Origin of the sequence: Pseudoalteromonas sp. MSK9-3 (assembly GCF_003590335.1) — a bacterium.
In the GTDB taxonomy this organism is placed as follows: Bacteria; Pseudomonadota; Gammaproteobacteria; order Enterobacterales; family Alteromonadaceae; genus Pseudoalteromonas.
Genome location: NZ_MIET01000030.1, coordinates 91036 through 113043, shown reverse-complemented (window position 1 = coordinate 113043; position 22008 = coordinate 91036). Strand labels below are relative to the sequence as shown.

Annotated in this window: 16 protein-coding genes; 3 read left to right on the top strand and 13 right to left on the bottom strand. The window is 41.7% G+C overall.

Annotated features, from left to right (window positions below; all coding sequences use genetic code 11):
* Nucleotides 1-3 precede the first annotated feature (3 nt).
* Both BGP78_RS13630 and BGP78_RS13625 read right to left on the bottom strand, forming a co-directional pair.
* A complete protein-coding gene (locus BGP78_RS13630) occupies nucleotides 4-975 on the bottom strand; it encodes a sensor domain-containing diguanylate cyclase (RefSeq protein WP_119861882.1) in 972 nt (323 codons plus the stop codon).
* 4 nt (nucleotides 976-979) lie between these two features.
* The gene (locus tag BGP78_RS13625; RefSeq protein ID WP_119861881.1) at nucleotides 980-1984 is read right to left on the bottom strand and encodes a response regulator; all 1005 of its coding nucleotides are present in this window, start codon (nucleotides 1982-1984) and stop codon (nucleotides 980-982) included.
* Nucleotides 1985-2186: 202 nt separating this feature from the next.
* Here BGP78_RS13625 and tpx point away from each other — a divergent pair, with 202 nt between their 5' ends.
* Nucleotides 2187-2768, top strand: a complete 582-nt coding sequence (tpx, locus tag BGP78_RS13620) for a thiol peroxidase (RefSeq protein WP_119861880.1) — start codon at nucleotides 2187-2189, stop codon at nucleotides 2766-2768.
* Between the two features lie 49 nt (nucleotides 2769-2817).
* Here the strand turns inward: tpx and adk are convergent, their stop codons facing one another.
* The 8 genes from adk to BGP78_RS13580 form a co-directional block, all read right to left on the bottom strand.
* A complete protein-coding gene (gene adk, locus BGP78_RS13615; RefSeq protein ID WP_119861988.1) occupies nucleotides 2818-3462 on the bottom strand; it encodes an adenylate kinase in 645 nt (214 codons plus the stop codon).
* A 154-nt stretch (nucleotides 3463-3616) separates the two neighbouring features.
* Nucleotides 3617-5530 carry a molecular chaperone HtpG gene (gene htpG / locus BGP78_RS13610; RefSeq protein WP_010364812.1) on the bottom strand — a complete coding sequence of 638 codons (1914 nt, stop codon included), beginning with the start codon at nucleotides 5528-5530 and terminating at the stop codon, nucleotides 3617-3619.
* A 166-nt stretch (nucleotides 5531-5696) separates the two neighbouring features.
* The gene (gene recR / locus BGP78_RS13605; RefSeq protein ID WP_119861879.1) at nucleotides 5697-6299 is read right to left on the bottom strand and encodes a recombination mediator RecR; all 603 of its coding nucleotides are present in this window, start codon (nucleotides 6297-6299) and stop codon (nucleotides 5697-5699) included.
* 473 nt (nucleotides 6300-6772) lie between these two features.
* Complete coding sequence (locus BGP78_RS13600; protein WP_182912286.1) at nucleotides 6773-7906, bottom strand: ABC transporter permease; 1134 nt, start codon at nucleotides 7904-7906, stop codon at nucleotides 6773-6775.
* A complete protein-coding gene (locus BGP78_RS13595; RefSeq protein ID WP_010364819.1) occupies nucleotides 7906-8640 on the bottom strand; it encodes an ATP-binding cassette domain-containing protein in 735 nt (244 codons plus the stop codon). The genes BGP78_RS13600 and BGP78_RS13595 overlap by 1 nt, the downstream gene beginning before the upstream one ends.
* Complete coding sequence (locus tag BGP78_RS13590) at nucleotides 8637-10166, bottom strand: alpha/beta hydrolase (protein ID WP_119861877.1); 1530 nt, start codon at nucleotides 10164-10166, stop codon at nucleotides 8637-8639. The genes BGP78_RS13595 and BGP78_RS13590 overlap by 4 nt, the downstream gene beginning before the upstream one ends.
* 256 nt (nucleotides 10167-10422) lie before the next feature.
* Nucleotides 10423-13065, bottom strand: coding sequence for a type I DNA topoisomerase (gene topA, locus BGP78_RS13585; protein WP_119861876.1), 2643 nt, complete (start codon nucleotides 13063-13065; stop codon nucleotides 10423-10425).
* A gap of 247 nt (nucleotides 13066-13312) precedes the next feature.
* Nucleotides 13313-16663 carry a hypothetical protein gene (locus BGP78_RS13580; protein WP_119861875.1) on the bottom strand — a complete coding sequence of 1117 codons (3351 nt, stop codon included), beginning with the start codon at nucleotides 16661-16663 and terminating at the stop codon, nucleotides 13313-13315.
* Between the two features lie 166 nt (nucleotides 16664-16829).
* Here BGP78_RS13580 and BGP78_RS13575 point away from each other — a divergent pair, with 166 nt between their 5' ends.
* On the top strand, nucleotides 16830-18158 hold the full coding sequence (locus BGP78_RS13575; protein WP_119861874.1) for a dicarboxylate/amino acid:cation symporter: 1329 nt from the start codon (nucleotides 16830-16832) through the stop codon (nucleotides 18156-18158).
* 102 nt (nucleotides 18159-18260) lie between these two features.
* Here BGP78_RS13575 and queE read toward each other — a convergent pair whose 3' ends face one another.
* On the bottom strand, nucleotides 18261-18926 hold the full coding sequence (gene queE, locus BGP78_RS13570) for a 7-carboxy-7-deazaguanine synthase QueE (RefSeq protein ID WP_119861873.1): 666 nt from the start codon (nucleotides 18924-18926) through the stop codon (nucleotides 18261-18263).
* A 122-nt stretch (nucleotides 18927-19048) separates the two neighbouring features.
* On the opposite strand from queE, the gene queC reads away from it, so the two are divergent.
* Nucleotides 19049-19705 carry a 7-cyano-7-deazaguanine synthase QueC gene (queC, locus tag BGP78_RS13565; RefSeq protein WP_119861872.1) on the top strand — a complete coding sequence of 219 codons (657 nt, stop codon included), beginning with the start codon at nucleotides 19049-19051 and terminating at the stop codon, nucleotides 19703-19705.
* Nucleotides 19706-19760: 55 nt separating this feature from the next.
* On the opposite strand, the gene BGP78_RS13560 is transcribed toward queC, so the two are convergent.
* Entirely contained in the window at nucleotides 19761-19991 is a 231-nt protein-coding gene (locus tag BGP78_RS13560; RefSeq protein ID WP_119861871.1) for a hypothetical protein, read from the bottom strand.
* A 118-nt stretch (nucleotides 19992-20109) separates the two neighbouring features.
* The gene (locus BGP78_RS13555; protein ID WP_119861870.1) at nucleotides 20110-22008 is read right to left on the bottom strand and encodes a bifunctional diguanylate cyclase/phosphodiesterase; all 1899 of its coding nucleotides are present in this window, start codon (nucleotides 22006-22008) and stop codon (nucleotides 20110-20112) included.

The window sequence follows — 22008 nt, the reverse complement described above, 5'->3', positions numbered from 1 at the left end:
TTCTTATTTTTTCATATCACTGGTGTAACCCGTTACTTTATTTCTACCCGTTTCTTTGGAGTGATATAACGCAAGGTCTGCCGCTTCAATCCACTGCTCGTGTTTATCAAAGTCACTGGTATAAGCTGCAAAACCAACACTGACTGTTATTTGTATTTGCTTGTTATCATAAAAAATTGACGACTTCTCAATCAAGCTTCTTAAACGTTCAGCAAATATTTGTGCCCCCTCATTGTCAGTATCAACTAAGGTCACGACAAACTCTTCACCGCCGTATCGACCAGCTGTGTCTGTTTCACGTAAGGTTTTTTTCAAAAGATCTGAAATATGCCGAATAGCTTCATCACCGCCACTATGCCCATAGTCATCATTTACCCGTTTAAAGTGATCAATATCAAACATAAGCAAGCTGCACACGCCCTCACTGCGCTTTAACCGCTTAAACTCTTTGCGTAACGTCGTTTCCCAATAGCCCCTATTGGCTAATGTTGTTAAGCTATCGGTACGGCTCATTTGTTCAAGCTTCTGATTCACTTGTTCCAGCTCAAGCTTATTCATTGCTTCATCAGTCACATCATAAATAATGATACATATGTGCCCTACTTCGCCCGTAATGGTACTCAAAGGAATAATTGTCGAACTTTGATACATGTGATCAGCTTTACCGGTGATCGGTCGGTAATTCTTAAATTTAAATATATAGGGTTGCTGTTCCCAAATAGTAAAAGAGCGGTTTTTTAACACAAATACCGACTCGGTTTTACCTCTAAACCACTGTTCATCAATGCTCGGAAATAAGTCAAAAATATCTTTATCTTTAACGGCACTTGGCAATAGTCCTGAATGGTTTTCCATAAAACCATTCCAAATACACACTTTATAATCTCTATCTAGTACGACTAACCCAACATCAACCGTATTAAACATATCCATTAACCAATGGATCTCATTCATGTCAAAATCAGCAGCAGGCATAGTTTTAATCTTCTAATAAGTATTCGACTTTATACTTCAAGGTCTTCAATGAGTCCTCGGTAAAGAGCAGCATTAAGTCGCAATTAATATCGTGGTTTTCTATTCCATAACTAATTTCTATAGCAAGCGTCCGTTGCCATCTAGATTTATTTGCTTTAACCAGATCTGATACATCGCAGTGCTGTCCGAGCACAACAGGATGTCCTTGGCTGAAAGGCATATCAAGCTGCCTTGATAAGCCCGTTAAAATAGAACCAATCAAAATATTACTAATATCCATCAACAGCTCAAGCTCTACTTTTTCATTAAGCTCACCGTGATAATTCATGAGTGATGCAACTTCTTTAAAACTTGAATCATTCAGTAACAACAATGCTTCGCCCGATACCCCTCCACCAATAAAGCCTTGGCAAACCCCGGATGTACTCGCACTCGCATCAATGGCCTGTAAAGCCATGTGTAACTCACTGACTTCAAGCACATTCACATTTGGGATTGGTAACTCAACAAATACGTTCAATAGTCTAGCGAGTAAGTCGCCAGCTTGACCCATTGCCACATTGGTTAATTCTTGATAAATATCGCGGATCTCAGGGTCTAATTGCTCACCCAATTTATGCACTAAGCTTTCACGAATAGCGCGATCTCGAATGCCGTGATGTTCTATAATTTCAGCAAGTTTTGCCGCATCGCATGGTTTGCGAATAAAGTCTATTGCGCCAAGCTCTATAACTCGCTGGTGTGCATTAGGTTGTATATCTCCTGATACCACAACCGTTAACACATTTAGATCTTGGCTTTGAATTTCTTGTAATACGCCATAGCCATCCATTTGCGGCATATTTAAATCTAAAAATAGAATTTCAGGCGAGAACTGCTTGATCTTTTCAATACAGTCTAAGCCATGTTCTGCAAATTCTACTTTAATATCCCAATCCTCAGGCAATGAGCGAGCCAGCTGACGGCGCGCTAATTTAGAGTCATCACATATTAAAACTAATGTTGACATAAAAGCTCTCTTTGCTCGAGTTGTTCTCAATGGTCTGTAAATTGAGACTTAATGATTATTATAAGTTTTGGTGGCTCAAATTTACGGCTAATGTTAATAAAATCCCTAACGATTTACAACGCACTTATCCCGTAATACTTTGTTAGCGTTTTACAGTATAATACACTGACGCCAATTAAGATAACTCGAAAAGGAATACTTTATGCTGAAAGTCTCCATTATTGCCACAAGCTTGTTCGCTATGAGCGTATCGGCATATACCCTGCCAGAGAACAAAATAGACTCAGGTAAGGTCTATGCCCAAGAAAAACCGATCACCTTATTAGGCCAAGGTGTTACTGAAGGTCAACAGGCTCCTGATTTTAAAGTCGTTAACGATGCATTTGTTCCTGTGAAATTATCGGACTTTCAAGGTAAAGCTATTGTGATAAGCGTTGTGCCAAGCTTAGACACCGGTATTTGTAGCCTGCAAACCAAGCACTTCAATGAGCAAGTCGCTAAGACTTTTTCAAATATTGAAATGCTAACAATCAGTGCTGACCTACCATTTGCCCAAAAGCGCTTTTGTAAGCAAGAAAACATCGACAAAGTTGTTACTTTATCTGACTCAGTATGGCGAAACTTTGGTGAAAACTATGGCTTATATATCAAAGATATGGGGCTACTTAGCCGAGCTGTTTTTATCCTCGATAAAGACCACAAGATTGTTTATAAACAACTAGTTAAAAATTTAGCTACTGAGCCTGATTACAGTCAAGTCGTCCATAAGTTAAAAACATTATAAAAAAACCGCCAAAAGGCGGTTTTTCTTAATTAAAGCATTAATCAAACGATTAACCTAACAGCTCAGCAAGTTGAGTGCTTACCGCTTCAACAGCCTGTGTACCATCAAGTTTATGATATTGCGTGTTACCTGCATCCGCTTCAGCTTGGTAGTAGTTCACTAATGGCTTAGTTTGCTCATGGTAAATACCAAGGCGCTTTTTCACTGTTTCTTCAACATCGTCAGGACGAATGATTAAGTCTTCACCTGTTACATCATCTTTGCCTTCAACCTTTGCTGGGTTATAAACAACATGATAAACACGACCAGAACCAGGGTGTACACGACGTCCACCCATACGCTCAACAATAATGTCATCAGCTACATCGAACTCAATAACATGGTCGATGCTAATGCCATTTTCTTTCATTGCATCAGCTTGTGGAATTGTACGAGGGAAACCATCAAGTAAGAATCCTTTTGCACAATCTGCTTTCGCAATACGCTCTTTCACAAGGCCAATGATGATCTCATCAGATACTAGTTGACCTGCGTCCATCACTTTCTTTGCTTCAAGGCCTAAAGGCGTGCTTTCTTTAATAGCCGCACGTAACATGTCGCCAGTAGAGATCTGTGGAATACCGTGCTTTTCCATTAAGAATTGTGCTTGAGTGCCTTTACCTGCACCCGGTGCGCCCAAAAGGATAATGCGCATAATATGTTCCTCGTATCGGAGTTTATTTAAATTTGGTTGAATTTTTTCATAAGCGCCGGTGTTTCTCAAGCAACTTATACTAATTGCTAAGGTTAATTCGTTATAGATAAAAAAAAGGGGCATAAAGCCCCCTTTCCTAACGTAATTTAAACGCTTATTTGCTTAAATCAAGCATTAGCTTATTCAAGCGTGCAACAAACCCAGCTGGATCTTTCAAGCTACCACGCTCAGCAAGTAACGCTTGGTCGAACAATACTTCTGACCACTGTACAAACTTGTCTTCATCTTGCTCAACATTTAAGTGTTTCACAAGTTGATGCTCAGGGTTAAGTTCAAATACTGGCTTAGACTCTGGTGCTGCTTGACCCACAGACTCCATCAGCTTTTGCATTTGTGAACTCATGTCGTGCTCGTCAGCAACAACACACGCTGGAGAATCAGTTAGACGGTGCGTAAAGCGTACTTCTTTTACTTTATCACCAAGTACTTCTTTAATGCGCTCAACTAAACCTTCAACTTCTTTTTCACTCTCTTCTTGTGCTTTCTTAGCTTCTTCATCATCTAAATCACCTAAGTCTAAGTCACCACGAGTGATTGATTGTAGTTGCTTCTCATCAAGCTCAGTTAGGTGGCTCATCATCCACTCATCAACACGGTCAGACAACAATAAGACTTCAATGCCCTTCTTGCGGAAGATTTCTAGGTGTGGAGAACTCTTAGCTGCTTCAAAGCTGTCAGCAACAACATAATAAATCTTGTCTTGGCCTTCTTTCATGCGCTCAACATACTGCTCTAAAGACACATTCTGTGTCGCTTCATCTGTATGCGTAGAGCTAAAGCGCAATAGCTTAGCAATGGCTTCTTTGTTGGCTGAATCTTCTGCTGGACCTTCTTTGATCACTTGACCAAACTCATTCCAGAATGTTTGATACTCTTCAGGCTTGTTTTTACCCATACGGTCAAGCATTTTAAGTACGCGAGATGTACAGCCTTTACGAATTGCTTGCGTGATCTTGTTATCTTGTAAGATTTCACGTGAAATATTCAGTGGCAAATCGTTTGAATCAAGTAAACCTTTTACAAAACGTAGGTAGCTCGGCATGAACTGCTCAGCGTCATCCATAATGAAAACGCGTTGTACATAAAGCTTTAAGCCCGTTTGACGGTCACGGTTGAACATGTCGAATGGTGCTTTCTTCGGAATATACAATAAGCTTGTGTATTCTGTTTTACCTTCAACCTTGTTGTGTGCCCATGTTAGTGGCTCTTCCCAGTCATGACCAACGTGCTTATAAAATTCTTTGTATTCTTCATCAGAAATGTCTGACTTATCGCGAGACCAAAGTGCTGTAGCACGGTTAATGGCTTCCCACTCACCTGGAACTGCTTCAATCTTTTCACCGTCTGGGCCTTCTGACTCTGGCACTGGCGCTTTGAACATTTCTACAGGAATAGAAATATGGTCAGAATATTTAGTCACAATACCGCGTAGTCTGAAGTCGTCTAAGAACTCACCTTCTTCTTCACGTAAATGCAGCACGATTTCAGTACCACGGCCTTCTTTTTCTACTTCAGCAAGCGTGTAATCGCCTTCACCTTGTGAATGCCACTCAACACCTGTGCTTTCACCCGCTTTACGCGTAGTGACTGTTACCGCATCTGCAACGATGAATGCAGAGTAAAAACCAACACCGAATTGACCAATTAATTGTGAATCTTGTGCTTGATCACCCGTTAGGTTACTAAAGAATTCAGCAGTACCTGATTTAGCAATCGTTCCTAATGAGCTGATCACTTCTTCACGTGTCATACCAATACCGTTATCAGAAATGGTCACGGTATTCGCTTCTTTATCAACACTGACACGTACACGCAAGTCTGCGTCACCATCATAAAGGCTGCCATCAGACAGTGCTAAAAAGCGCAGTTTATCCGCGGCATCTGAGGCGTTAGATACAAGTTCACGTAAGAAAATTTCTTTATTAGAGTACAAAGAATGGATCATTAGGTTTAATAGTTGTTTTACTTCTGTTTGAAAGCCTAATGTTTCTTTTTGAGCTGTGGTCATCGTTCTCTCCGTCTAACCAAATTGATACTAAATATTATGCAAAAGGATATGGGGGGGAGTTTTTCAAGTTCAAGGGGAAAAATGTATTTTTTTCGATGATATCATTTATAAAAAAGGGTTAACGACTGTCACACTAACAACTATCTTAACCCATTCTATCTCTATATTAGCTTAAGCTACGTCGGCCAGAGAATGCATGCATTAATGTCATGCCATCGACTAAATCAAGCTCACCACCGACTGGCATACCATGTGCTATTCGAGATGCGTCAACGTTATGTTTTTGACACAGCTCTGCAATGTAATGCGCAGTGGCTTCACCTTCAACCGTCGGGTTTGTTGCTAGAATAACTTCGTCTATATTACCTTTTGACAATTTGTCATCAAGTACATCTAGCCCAATTTCTTTCGGCCCAATACCATCTAATGGCGACAAGTGCCCCATAAGAACAAAATATAAGCCTTGGTATTGGCCTGTTTGCTCAATCGCAAGCACGTCTGTTGGCGATTCCACAATACATAATAAACGGCTATCTTGACGTTTTACACTTAAGCAAATATCACATAATGGTGCTTCAGAGAATGTACGACATGACTCACAGTGGCCAATAACCTGCATGGCTTTTAGCAAACTATCGCCAAGTTGAGTCCCGCCTGAGCGATCACGTTCAAGTAAATGAAAAGCGATCCGTTGCGCTGACTTCGGTCCAATGCCAGGCAAACAGCGCAGAGCTTCGATTAACGCTGTTAGAGATGGAGATAATTGCATAGTAAATTAACTTAAAATAACGTGATTAGAGCACACAAATTACTTTTCCTGAGAAGCCAAAAAACCACTCAGTAATTTATAAGCCGTTTAAAAAATAATGATACCAGAAAATCCTAAATGATGGCAGCTATGCCCTTAGACATAAACCATATACATTATTGTTCGCCACCCTGCTTCATTTGCTGAATACAATCTGCCTCACTGTATTTATATCAATGTGTGCTTATATGGTACAAGAGTACAATTTCCCTACTTGCTTAATCTATTTACACGAGTGCTAACAACCCCATGGTACTCACACACAGTAAAACGCGCTGTTAATCAGCAAACATCCTAATTACTCTCATTTTTATATAAAACCAACCCCAAGTTAATGACAAGTTATCCACTTTTTCTGTGGATAACCACAGCATAAAAAAACGCAGCCTAAGGCTGCGCGTTTTTATACTTTACGGGGAAAGCTACCTGGTTCATTACAAACCAAATACCACCTTTTCACTTTTTAACATACGACTACTCAGCCAACTAAATAAACCAAATAATGCCAATGTAACAAGCGTTGATATAAACAATTGTGGCCAAGGTAATGCGTTGCCTTTAATAAATTCAATCATGGCATGTTGCTGCGCCGCAATTGGCAACCACTGCACGTATTCTGTTGCAATATCGTAGGTCGTCACCATACTGAGTCCCATGGGCACAAATAGCACCATAGTGACGTAGGTTTGCGCCTCTTTAAATGACTTAGCCATAAAAGACACAAATACTTGTAAACTGGCTGACATTAACGCAATTGGCAAACCAATCACCATACATAACAGCATAAAGTCAAAGCCGATATTGACACTAAAACCAAGCTGCTGCCAAGGTACCAAAGCATAAGCAAATTTTGACACCACCAAAATAATTGCGAGACCAAGCATTGAAAAAGCAGCAATGGCAGCTGACTTTGCTAAAACCACCTGCATACTGCTAAGCGGATGACTTAACAGTAACGCCAATGAATTTCGCTCTCGTTCGCCCGCACTTGTATCAATTGCCAAATTCATCGCGGCATAAAATAAAGTGAGCACAATAGATAAGGTTGCAATACCTAAAAACATCCCCCCTTTCGACTCAGGCGTTGCTTGATCATGTAATTGTACATTCACCGCTTGCATTACTGTAGGGTCAATGCCTCGTGTAAGTAACCGAAGGCTGGCTACTTCGCTGTTATACCTCATAAGCGCGCGTTCTAGTTCAGTAATTGATTTTCGTAACTTATCGTCGGACTTATCAGCAATAATTGTTACCTGTGCACTGCGCCCTTCGCGCATTTTATCTTGATAATCTGCACTGATTTCTAAGGTAATGGCTTTTACATCGTCATCAGTACTGTGGATGATCTCTTTACTATCTAAATATTGCACCAATGCCGGCGCAGCATCTGCATTATTAATGGTAATTTTTAGCTCATCTGGAGACGCAAACTGCTTGAGCATAATTGAAAATAATACACACATGATTATTGGGGAACCAATCGCGTAATATAAACCAGCCATCACCGAGCGCTTGTCTCGACCTGCATCAAGTACTTCTTTTTTAAACAATACAGTCAGTAATTTCATTATGCTGCTATTCCTTCATCACTGCCGATCAACTCAATAAATGCTTCTTCCAATGTTGCTTTACCAGTGCGCTCACACAGTGACTCTGGTGACCCCTCTGCCACAACTTTACCCTTTGCCATAACCACTACATGATCGCACAACGCGGCGACTTCTTGCATTACATGACTTGAGAACAACACACAATGCCCTTGCTCTTTCAGCAACAGCAATAGATCTCGTAATATACGCGTGCTCATCACATCGAGCCCGCGCGTCGGTTCATCTAAAATGATATTGGTTGGCTTGTGCACGATTGCTTGAGCTAAAGCCGTTTTCATATGCTGGCCTTGTGAAAAACCTTGGCAACGCCTGTCTGCTATATCATCCATCTGCAACTTAGACAGCACATCTGCGGTCGCTGTCTTTGCATCCGTAGCGCTCATGCCACTCAATTGGGCAAAAAACTCAACATACTCACGCGGTGTTAAGCGTTCATATAAACCACATGGATCAGGAAATAAGCCTAGTTGTTGCTTTGCTTGCATAGGGTCTTTTGCAACGTCAATGCCATCAATCTCGGTGTTGCCACTGTCAGCCTTTAGCAAACCAAACACAGTGCGTAAGCAAGTTGTTTTACCCGCACCATTTGGCCCAAGTAACCCAGTAATTTTACCATTTTGCGCACTGAAATTAAGACCGTTAAGCGCATTTACGTCACCGATTTTTTTCGTTAAGTTATTTACCGATATCATAAGTCGCCACCTAGTTCTATTTTACTGATTTTTGTTTTTTGAGTTGAAACTGTGCCGTTAAGATTCATAAAAAACTGCTTACGGTTATCTTTTTCCAAACAACTGGCATCTAACTCCTGCGCACTCTTTTTATCGATAAATTGACCAACTAACTTGGCTGCACAAGTTTGCGATACCACACCATGTGTTGCCGATGGTGCAATCAAGTGTGTGGCATTTTCCATATTAACCATCGCCATCTCAGCCCACTCTGGTGGCGTCGCTGGATCAATCCCCCCTGATAACAACAAGGTCGGCGTTGCGATATTAAGTGGCTGATAAAAGCGGCTATCAACCGGTTTCACTTGCCAAACGGGGCAACTAATATCAAGAGACTCAATCATCAATTTACCAAAATAACTTTGCATATCTTTTTCACGAGATGTAGCCGTTAAAAAAGGCCAATCTTCACCGCACACGATGGCACTGTGCATGCCCATCGCCATACTATCAACCATGTCTGATGAAGATAATAATCCCACTAACGGTGAATAATTACCTGCAAGCGCTTCGCTAATCGTTAAAGGGATCAAGGCACGAGTGTGGTGACTATACAGTGCCATTCTTATGGCAGAAAAAAACTTTAATTGCGTAACGACCAGTTCAGTTTTCTGATGAGTTCGAGGGTGCCTTACGTCAACCGTAACAGGCGAATGGTCTAATCTATCAAGTAAACTCACGAGTTGTTCGGACAATTTAGGGTACTGCTTTTCACATTGCACGTCTGTGCTACAACGTTTAAGCAACGCATCGAGTGACGTATCTATGGCATGACCAATCGCCGACAAACCCTGTTGCATTGGTGCAACGCCATCCAATGTACTGGTTAGCACTGAATCAGGAAATTGACGAGTATACTCTTGCGCTATACGCGTACCATAAGACACACCGTATAAATGTAGCCCGGTATAACCCAAAGCTTTGCGAACTGCTTCAAAATCTTTTGCTGCTACAGGTGTCGTAAAGTGGCTCAAATCAACCTTTATCTCAGATTTACAACGCTGAGTGTCTTCTTTAGCAAGGGTGTTCATGTCAATCAATGCATCATTGAACGCAAACTGTGTCACCAAATCATCAGACTGACACTGTAATTTCAATGATTTACCCGTACCCCGTTGATCGACCAGTAAAATATCACGGTTTTCACGAGCATATCGTAAGTTTCGATTAAATATCGCAGCTAGCTCAACCGCAGACTGCCCTGGGCCACCAGCAAAGCCTAATATAGCTTCTGTCGGGTGACTTTTTTTAATGGCCGGAATAACAGCAAAATGAATCTCTATTTCACCTTCATTCGTTTCATACGATAACGGCTGTTTTACACTGCCACACAATAACCTGTCTGGCAGGTTTTCTATATAACAGGGCGTTAAATCAATTTGAGAATTCGACTCAGTATCAGCTAAAACATGCTTATTTATGCCAAGTGACACAGTCAGTATTGTCAGATATAAGAGTCCTGACTTCATTTTTTTTATAGAATGCATCAATAATTTTTCCTAATTACATTTAGCGACGATGATGTTAACAATATCGCGCACGTTCCATATATAGACACAAAACGAGTTTACTTAGCGCATCTTGTGATGTCAATTATACGTACTAAAACCCTTTTCTATCATAACTTTTACTCGCAGTGAGTACTAACATAACTAAAACAAACTGTATTAAGCATCGCACGTTGCGAATTACAAAACGACAAAAGCCGGGCAAGCCCGGCTTTTCATCAAACACAATACAGTGTTACTTTTTCTTTTTCTTCGTCACTTTCTGCTCAATAACCCACTTCCCTTTGTCAAGGGTTGCTTTCCAACCAGTTGCTTTACCTTCAACTTCGGTCATAACATATTGAGTTTTAGTTTTGCGTGAATACCGAATTACCGCTAAATTACCATCATCATCTTGATCTGGTGCATCGGCCAAATAGTAAAACTTCGGCGATATACGGTCTCTAAAGCGCTTTAACTCTGCAACTTTAGGCGCACGTGTTTCCCGTGATTTAGGGAAAGTATGCGCTGCTAAAAAGATCCCTGATGCGCCATCTCGTAATACAAAATAGGCTTCTGATTTTTCACATTCCAATTCAGGCAAGTGAACAGGATCTTCTTTCGGAGGCGCTGGCTCACCACTTTTCAGCAGTTTACGGGTATTCTTACAGTCTTCATTCGTACAACCAAAGTACTTACCAAAACGGCCAGACTTTAACTGCATTTCTGATTCACATTTATCACATTCGATAACCGGGCCGTCATACCCTTTAATTTTAAAGGTACCCTGTTCGACAACCACGCCATCACATGCAGGGTTGTTACCACACACATGGATCTTACGTGTTTCATCAATGAGATATGAATCCATCGCTGTTTCACAAACCGGGCAACGCTTCATCTGCATTAATGTTTCAGTTTCAACATCTTCTACATCAGCGGCAACCGCTTCATCACCCGACACCAAATTCATGGTTGTTGTGCAACGCTCTTTAGGTGGCAGATTATACCCTGTACATCCTAAGAATACGCCAGTGGATGCAGTACGAATACCCATTTTTCTGCCGCATGTCGGGCAGTCAATATCGGTTTCAACCATGACATTTTGACGCATGCCGCCTTCAGCTTCTTCTCCGCCAGCGGTTGTTAACTGCTGAGAGAAGTTTGCGTAAAACTTATCTAAAACTTGGGTCCAAACACGCTCGCCTTCTGCGATATCATCTAAACGACCTTCCATTTTAGCGGTGAAGTCAAAGTTCATTAAGTCGTTGAAGTTTTCAACTAAGCGATCAGTAACAATCTCACCCATTTTCTCGGCAAAGAAGCGACGGTTTTCAACACGCACATACCCACGGTCTTGAATCGTCGAAATAATCGCTGCGTAGGTAGATGGACGGCCAATACCACGCTTTTCTAATTCTTTAACTAAGCTTGCTTCACTAAAACGTGCAGGTGGCTTCGTAAAGTGTTGCTTAGGATCTAACGCGACTAATTGAATGTCATCGCCGACAGCAACGGCTGGCAGAGATTGATCTTCTTCATTTTTCTTGCGTATCGAAGGCTGCACCGCAGTCCAACCATCAAAGCGCATTACACGCCCCTTGGCTTTCAGGGTATATTCGCCCGCAGCCACAGACATGGTGGTTAAGTCATATTCAGCAGGTGTCATTTGACACGCTACAAACTGTCGCCATATTAGCTCATACAACTTCTTGGCATCAGCATCTACGCCTTCCACATGACCAGACAATACCGTTACGCTTGATGGACGGATAGCTTCGTGCGCTTCTTGCGCATTATCTTTGGCACTGTACTTTATTGGGTTTTCAGGTAAATACTTATCACCGAACTGCTCTGTTACATACTCACGACACATAGCAACGGCATCATTTGATAAGTTCGTTGAGTCTGTTCGCATATAGGTAATATAACCCGCTTCATACAAACGCTGCGCGAGCATCATGGTTTTCTTTACGCCATAGCCTAAACGCGTACTGGCTGCTTGTTGCATTGTTGAAGTGATAAAAGGCGCACTGGGCTTACTTTTACTTGGTTTTTCTTCAACTTTAACAACTTTATAGTCGCTTTTTTCAAGTACCGTTACTGCTGCCGTGGTTTGCTGTTCATTGACGGGCTTAAATGCACTGCCTTGAAACTTAGTTACTTCCAAGCGAATTGGTTGTGAACTGGCCGTTACGTCAGCGTGAATATCCCAAAACTCTTCTGGAATAAATGCTTTTATTTCACGTTCACGTTCTACTAGCAAACGCACAGCAACTGACTGTACGCGCCCTGCAGATAATCCACGAGCAACTTTTTGCCATAGTAAAGGCGATACCATAAAGCCCACTACACGGTCTAAAAAGCGGCGAGCCTGCTGAGCATATACCATGTCAGTATTTAGCTGCCCCGGCGCCTCAAAGGCTTGCTGAATGGCGTTTTTGGTGATCTCGTTAAATACCACGCGCTTATACTTTTCAGGTTCGCCACCGATGATCTGTTCAAGGTGCCATGCAATGGCTTCCCCTTCTCTATCCAAATCGGTTGCGAGATAGATGTGGTCAGCACCTTCAGCAAGTTTTTGTAATTCTTGTACTACCTTCTCTTTACCTGGCAGTACCTCATAATGTGGCTCCCAGCCTTGTTCTGGGTCAATCCCCATACGCGCAACAAGATTCGCATAATCTTTGTTTTTCTTGTATATGGCTTTTTCTTCTGGCGCCATTTTGCGTACTTCAGCAGGGGTTTTAGTGGCAACACCTTTGGTTTTACCTGCACCTGACGTCGGCAGGTCCCGCACATGGCCGACACTAGACTTTACAATAAAGTCCTTACCTAAATATTTATTAATTGTTTTAGCCTTTGCGGGAGACTCTACAATTACTAACGATTTGCCCATAGCTGCCTATTCTTGACCGTTCTTGTCTACGTTTTTGCCCATCACGGGCGATTAATATTTATAGGTATATCTACAAACACCTATTGTTACAAGCTTTAAATACAATCTTTTAGCTGATCACTGATTAATTACACAACTTTTGGTGCTATTTCACTCAAAAACTATAAACCCTAAATTAAGCTGCGCAATATAAAGGAATAGATACAAAAATGCCAACCCGGAGGTTGGCATTTCCGCTCATTTCACGTTACCTATCATCTAAAACAGTAATCGACCTAGTGATTTTTGTTTCCGCATCACCATTTTTTATCAAAAATTCAATCGACAACGCACCCGTGGTTTTTTTATTCCCCTCTTCCTCACGTGCAATGGCCACTCTTGAATACGTCGGTTGATCCGAATTTGTATTGGGGATAGTTTCACTGTGCTCAATTATTGTTAACTCGCCATTGGTCGCTGAAAGCGTTACCTCAGTGCCGGCAGGCAATGGATTACCAAACACATCTGAATAATAAATATAAAGCTCTATTGCTGTAACTCCCTCATCAACATTACTTGTGCTCCCATCAGCATTGGTTATCTCAATAGTCGATTGAGATAAATTAATAGCACTGCCAGACCGAGAATCACCAATGTCACAAAAACCGTTATGACCTGAGGGGGCTTCACCTGCAGATTCTATATTCAGTTTATTTGTTCCTGCATAGTCACCAGCCGTAAAAACTTGACTGCTGCAATCCGCAGGGATGTGGAGCCTATGTGCAGCCAAATCATCAGCTTGTTTTTCTACGGAGAACCTTACATAAGGCGTGTCTCCAGACATTACCAACTCAAATTGCTGCCTTACTTCGATTAACTCACGGGTACATTCACCTGCTTCTTCAGCTTCTTTTGAACACAATAAGCCGTTATATTTATCATCTTTTTCATCATGTCGACCATTGCCATTTAAGTCTCGCCAATCATCATCATGTCCACCGTTTTCAGTACCAGTTGGGGAGCAAGGCCCAGTTGTATTATTGGTATTACAATCTACTTTATCAAATTTACCATTTTCATTGGTATCTAAGAATGCTTCACTCAAATCAAACTCTTGACGATACTCACCAATATCAAATAGTCCATTTCTTCGGGTTACAGGGTTCTCTACCTTTTCGGGGTCATCTGAAGGCTCATCACGAAAACTCTCTTGTCCTTTTGCTACAGCTAAAATGCTGACGCGACCACCCATAACAACCCCATTCGAGTCATTTTTGGCTCGCAGCATACCATTCACACAGGGAGCTGCAGCGCCGAAATATGGGTCGCAATTTACCTGATTGGTTTTTGGGTTTGTACTCCCAACGCGATTCCCCCATTTAGAATCGGAAAACGGTCTGTCACCTTGACTACGCCATTGCACCGTACAACTGGCGTTATCAGTCACACACTCAAGCGTATTGGTGCCATCGATACTGCCAATTGCCCCCGCTTCAGCAATAACTGTTGCAGTCACCCCATCAGCATTAAATTGATTAAACTGATCACCAAAAAAAACCGTGATATTTGAAACAATACCATTATAGTTCAATGAATTGGTATTAAACACATCTGGTGAAGCACTGAAGGAATCTTGATCGGTGACACCGGAGCTCAGGCTAATTTGTGACGAGACACTCAATATCTGCTTAGAAATATCGTATAGTTGTAACGTCCCAGCTGGGCATATTTCACTTGCAGGCGTACTCGCACACAAAGCAACATCCTCTTCCCAGCAAGAGTAATCATCGTTTGGAGCAGAAATGGCTAACGCATCCAGATCAGCCTGATCAATATAGCACGCAGTAACCACTAACGGACCCGGTACAACCCCAGATTTAACACTGGTTTGCACCACCCCATCATTATCGGTGTTACTCTGACGTTGAGTAAGCGCAGCAGAGCCTTGATTATCCGATAATTTAAAGTCCACCCGAGCACGTGGCACAGGTAAAGTATCTTCGTCTAACAAAGTAAACTTCACGATAGACTGAGTCGGAATGCCACCCTCACCTGGAGGCAGTGCAATAAATGGTTCAGAGACACTTTCAAACTTGATTGATTGAACTGGCGATGACAATACAGATATGACAGTTCGAGCACTAAAGTTTTTACCGCCAGTTTGCACATTCACCGTGATATCATCATCACCTTCACAGCCCTTTGCACGATATGTTGCACTGGCCACACCATTGGATGTTTTTACAATGCTATCTAGTTCAGATAAATCTGCACTTTTACACGTCGACGAAAACTCAACATCGGTTGGCACAGTATAAAGACTGCCATCTAAATCGCGTAAGGTGACGCTAATAACCGTACTGCCTCCCGCTTTTAACGGCACAACTTCATTATTTACAGTTGATAGCCCGTTATCGACGCTCAATGTCAGATCCGCGATGCCCACAGCAAAATTAACCAGCTCTTGCACATTACCCGCTTGAGATGACGAGATGGTCAATGTACCAGCACCACCCTCAGTACCTGGCTGCAACTTCAATAATGCAACACCAAAGCTATCGGTCAATGCTTTTCCTGAACTCGGTAGCAATGTGCCTAAGTCAGTAGTTACCTCGACGAGTCCATTTGCGACGCCATCACCTGTTTGCGCATTGGTAAGACGAACGTAAACATCGGCTAAATCATTCGATGAAATAGAGTTAACCACTTGGCAACCAGATGCCGCACTCAAAGGGTCGAGTAATACATTATTTCTATTGGCATCCCAATTTACATTACAATCCACAAGCAATTTCACATCGAGTAAAAACCCACTGGTATCGGTCGCACCACTGTCTCCTGAGGAGAAAAACACGTCTGATTTACTGATACTTTCATTGCTGCTAGTGTCTTGATAAGTCGCAGTAATTCGCCCTGCCCCCTTGGATTGCCCACTACCGAGCTCTAATCGGGCAATACCGCTTTCGTCCGTTATCGCACGTTCAGTGCCATTTTTAATTTCACCTGTAAATTCAGTAGCAAAAGAGACAATAACACGAGGTAACGCCACACCATTTTTTTTCAAAGTCGCTGTGATAAAGCCGGAATTATCTTGTGTCAGCGGATTGGACTCTGTAAACGTGTTACCGCTTTTGTCGAGTACTGATACTAGCAGAGTGACATCACCCGATACTCCGGTGTCAGTGCCACCTCCGCCACTTGAATTGAAGTCAAAAGTCGCTGTGGCGGTCTCATCGCCCACAGTATAAGCAGCGCTTAGACGACCAGCTCCTTCATTGGCTGTGGCACTGAGCAATATATCAGCTTGGCCTACGGCATTTGTCAACACAGTGCCTGAGCTAGGGTTTAAAGACGCAAATTGATCACTGGTAAACGTAATGCGAGCATTACTTTGTGCGATCCCCTCTTTACTGAGTAACGCCCTCACCTTTAATGGCTTCTCAGCAGAGACTAAACTACTTGTCTCATTTGTATCACTGTCTAGCCCTGTTAATGTCAGCGTATACTCAGAAGTTGTTCCACCATCTGAATTATCGTTTTTCTCAATGGAGCCACCGCCACCGCATGCAGTAAGCCACAAACCAAGCATGACAATGCTAAATAAGCGCATTAGAGGCATTGAACTCTCTCCCTAGCTAAGATTTAAGTTAGAATTTTTTATCATATTACCTTAGAAAGGTTGAAAAAATCACAGTTTTTTATTAATAAATTGTCGATTTTTTTTGGTCTTGTGCGGTCAGCCTGTTAGGCTATGCTGATTTTCCGATTACTTTAGTAACATAGTTATGCAAATAAATAAAAAAACGAGCCTAACCACTCGGATCATGTTTGGCATGGTCGCGGGTGTTGTCATAGGCCTGCTACTCCAAGCTTTGTTAGCTGGTCAGAGCGAAGTTTATATTCCACTTGGCCTTTTTGATTTTCCTGTAAAAAGTGTTTTTGTTGATGGTTTTTTCCACATTGGTGGGCAAATATTCATTGCCAGCTTAAAAATGCTGGTTGTTCCTTTGGTCTTTATTTCGCTGGTTTGCGGTACATGTAGCTTGAGCGATCCAAAAAAACTCGGTCGCTTAGGCGGCAAGTCTATTGGTTTATACTTACTCACAACCGCGGTTGCGATTACAGTTGCTATTAGTTTGGCTTTATTAGTCAGTCCAGGTGTGGGCTACGATGTGCCAACTAATGCAAGCTTTGATGCCAAGCAGGCACCGACACTTGTGCAAGTCATTATCAATATGTTCCCGACTAACCCTATCAGTGCAATGGCAGATGGTAACATGCTGCAAGTTATCGTGTTTGCATTGCTATTTGGTATTGCCATGGCCCTCAGTGGTGAGGCTGGCAAACGCATTGCGACTATTTTTGAAGACTTAAATACTGTTATTTTAAAATTAGTGACCTTACTGATGAACTTAGCACCCTATGGCGTGTTCTGTCTAATGGCAAAGTTATTTACAACCATTGAAATGGGCTTAATCATTGGCCTTGCAAAATACTTCTTCGTGGTTGTAGCAGCACTCTTTATTCACGCGTTAATTAATTATTCAATCATATTAAAAACACTCACGGGATTGAGCCCAATTAAGTTCTTACGCAAAATGAAAGATGCTTGCTTATTTGCATTTAGCACCTCAAGTTCAAGTGCAACAATGCCTGTAACCCTTGAAACTGCCACTAAGAAACTAGGTGCTCATAACTCTGTTGCCTCTTTTACAGTCCCTTTAGGCGCCACCATAAACATGGATGGCACTGCAATTATGCAAGGTGTCGCGACGGTATTTATTGCTCAAGTATTCGCGGTAGATTTAACCATTAGTGATTATCTCATGGTCATTTTAACAGCCACCTTGGCCTCAGTCGGCACAGCTGGTGTCCCGGGTGTTGGTTTAATAATGCTTGCCATGGTACTTAACCAAGTCGGCCTGCCAGTGGAAGGGATCGCAATTATTATGGGCGTAGATAGACTGCTCGATATGACCCGTACCGCAGTGAACGTAACAGGCGATTGTATGGTGACGTGTGTTGTTGCTAAATCTGAAAAAGAGTTTGATGTTGAGGTATTTAACGACCCAAATGCAGCAAAAACACTCGAAGAGAATAAGTCTGCATCTTAAGTTCTTAATGACTTAAAACAAAAAACCAACATGAATACTTATGTTGGTTTTTTTGTGCCTAACAAGAACTGCATTAAAAGTGCAGCTCTTCAATTAGCAACGCTAATTTATGCCTATGTATTTATGCACTTGCACTGATAACCGCCAGTTCTTTTTCATACAGGTGTCAATGGCCAGCTTGGTCGCCTTCGCTTTTTGACTGATCGGCTGTAAATACACTAATTTTGGCGTGACACCTGTTTCTGTAAATAAAGCTTCTAGTTCATCAACATGTTTTTGCATTGCTACCGGATGCTTAATTTCATCAGCTCGCTTCATTGCCGACGTTAATACCTTATACCCACCACGCATATTTATTTTTGGTGACACTGTGACCCATGTTTCTGCGGGGACTTTAATTTCAAATGTACCACTGGTTTCAATCTGTGTTGAAAAGCCGGCTTCATGTAACAGCTCACACAGTGGCACCAAATCATACATACATGGCTCACCACCCGTAATAACGACATGCTTAGCCAAATACTCTTTATCTTTGAATAAAGTAACAATTTGCTCTGAAGTAGCTTCAGTCCACAGTTCAGAATCTGCTTTTTTCTCAACCGTTTTATCAAGCGACACTAGATACTCTGTATTAAGATCCCACGTCTGTTTGGTGTCGCACCATGAACAACCCACCGGGCAACCCTGTAAACGCAAAAAGATCGATGGCACGCCAGTAAAGCTCGCTTCACCTTGAATAGTTTCAAAAACTTCGTTGATTTTGTACAAAACAGCTCCGATACAACTTTCCAAACTCAAAAAATTACCGCGGAAAATTGTTATTTTTTCAGCGGCCGTGTAGTATATCGCGCCCTGAAGTAAACCTCTATCAAAATCGAGGCAAAAGCATTATGAGTGAAAAAGTTGTTGTTATTTATTCTGGTGGTATGGATTCCTATACCGTATTGAACAAAGCGATCCGTTCGGGACACGACGTCTATGCTTTGTCATTTAACTATGGCCAGCGTCATGTCAAAGAGCTAGAAGTTGCAGCACAAGTGTGTGAACGTCTTAACATCACTCATAAAATTGTTGATATTTCGGCGATTAATCAACTTATTGGCGGCTCATCACTCACTGATGATATTGACGTACCTGAAGGGCATTACGAAGAAGAAAGTATGAAGAGCACTATCGTGCCCAATCGTAACATGATTCTAATTTCTCTTGCCGTTGGTTACGCCGTATCAATACAAGCAAGTAAAGTATTTTACGGTGCGCATTCAGGTGATCATGCTATTTACCCAGACTGCCGTCCTGAATTTGTGAAGAAAATGGATGATGTATGCCGTATTGCTAACTACGATGCGGTAGAAATCGTCAGTCCCTATTTGAATAACACCAAAATTGACATTTTAACAGACGGCTTAGAAATGGGCCTAGATTATAGCCAAACATGGACTTGTTATAATGGCAGACAACATGCGTGCGGCAAGTGCGGCGCTTGCCAAGAGCGTTTAGAAGCCTTCGCATTAAACAAAGCCACAGACCCTATTTCGTACGAGTAACGTCTCAGAGGGTCGTAGGAAGGTGCTTCACCTTCCCATTTCGGCCCCTGTCAGACTATAACTTGCTAATGTCTTTCGACACTTGATAACCATCATCGGTGACCAACTTTTCAAGCACTACAATACGCGCTTTTAATGCTAATATCTCAATCTTCAATGACTCAACATCCTGATCACCTTTGGTACTGCGTTTTTTTAATTCTAATTTAGTAATGTATATCTCTCTAATTGCGCCAAACCCTACAGATACTAGCACGATTAAAAAAATCATGGTTGTGCCACTCATACGTCTCTCCATTTGCGTTTTAATCAACAATAACAAATATGAATAACATTTCGAAGTGACAAACGTCAGAACGTCACTGGGCTTAAAATTATATAAACACGTAATAATAAGCTAGCGTTTAGACTGCTTGTTTTGCAGCACTTAAAAACTTGAGTAATTCTGATGATGGCAAGGGTCTGCAAATAAAATACCCTTGTGCTTGATCGCAACCCATTCTCTGTAACTTATCTAAATGTTCTGCTTGCTCGACGCCTTCAGCAATCAAACAAAGGCCTAAGTTTTTACCTACGTCAATAATACTTTGTACAATCGCCTCCGCTTTTGGCTCACTCAATAAAGCCGCAACAAATTGTCTGTCTATTTTTAAATAATATATATCAAGAGCCTGCAAATACGCGAGTGAGGAGTAGCCCGTACCAAAGTCGTCGATTGCCACTTTAATACCGAGTTTTTTTAGCTGCTTGAGCGTCGCTTTAACATTTGATAAGTTGCTGATCAATGCACTTTCTGTTAACTCTAATTCCAATAGAGATGGATTGAACTTATAACGACTTAGTAAGCGCTCTAACTTCTCATAGAAATTATCAACGCTGATGTCTTTACCCGAAATATTGATTGCAATCGATAAGTCCTTCAAGTGCGCTAATCCGTGCCACTGGCTCAATGTGTCGCACGCCATCTCTAAGACGCACTCGGTGATTTTGCCTATTAAACCTTTATCTTCGGCAATTGGAATAAATTCATCAGGAAAAATCATCCGGCCATTATTTGGCCATCGAATGAGTGCTTCCAAAGATTCAACTTGCCCTGATCCAATATTTATTTTTGGCTGAAAGTACAATTCAAACTGTTTCAGTGTGATCGCTTGTTGTAGCTTTTCTTCAATGTAAATGGCTTTTTGAACTCGCTGCTCTAGCGCTGAGTCGAATAATTTATATTGATTTTTACCTTGTTTTTTAGCTTGATACATGGCGATATCTGCTTTACCAAGGATTTCAGAGACCTCTTCTCCATGAGCGGGGTAACTTGCTACACCTACACTTAAAGAGAGTTGATAGCAATTCCCTTCAATTTTTATCGGATCTATAAACGCATTTAAAATATGGTCTAGCTGCTCACGTATTGCAGGTAAGCTATCTAGCATTAAAACAACCAGAAACTCATCTCCGCCTAGCCTTGCTAAACGGTTTGGCTGCTGCACACGCCTTTCTAGACGCTTAGCACAAATTTTTAGAGCGTCATCACCGGCAAGGTGACCTAAGCTATCGTTTATTTTCTTAAAATCATCTAAATCTATTAGCACTAAGGCAAATGGCTTTACCACGTCACTTTGAAGCATTCTGTTCACGGTTGCGATAATATTAAACCGATTGGCTAACCCTGTCAGAGAGTCGCAATTTGCTTGTTTGGAGAGTAATGCTTTTTGGGCTTTTAAATCAGTAATATCTCGGCAACACCATACGCGCCCAACGTACTCTCCGTGGATCAGTTCAGGTACGCTATAATACTCATAATATCGACCGTGTATTGTTTCAAAATTGCCTGTTAACTGCGCTTCTTTTGAGTCAAACATGGCTTGGATCTGCTCTATAAACACATCAGGCGCAGTAAGTAAGGACAAAATAGAATGTAGTACTTGCGTCGCATCAAGGGTCAAAGCAGTATGTTCATCACAGCCGAGAAAGGTGCAACCGCTTTGGTTTATATGTGTAATTTCTCCACAAATATTAAACTCAACCACCACTTCTGGGCTAGCGTCTAATATTGCTTTCTGGCGGGTAACAGATAACTCTAAGCTCCGTTGGTATTTATCAATATCAGCAAGCTTAGTACGTAACTGGCTATTATTTTCAGTCAGCTCTTTGCTCGTCAAATTTAAACTATGCTCTAACATCCACCTGTCTTCATCAGCATGCACAAACGCGTCTGATAATAAACGTATAAAGTGTTCGTATTGCGCGGACTCAATACCAGAAAAGCCACTTTTCTTAAGTAATCGTGCTAATAAATGATGCAT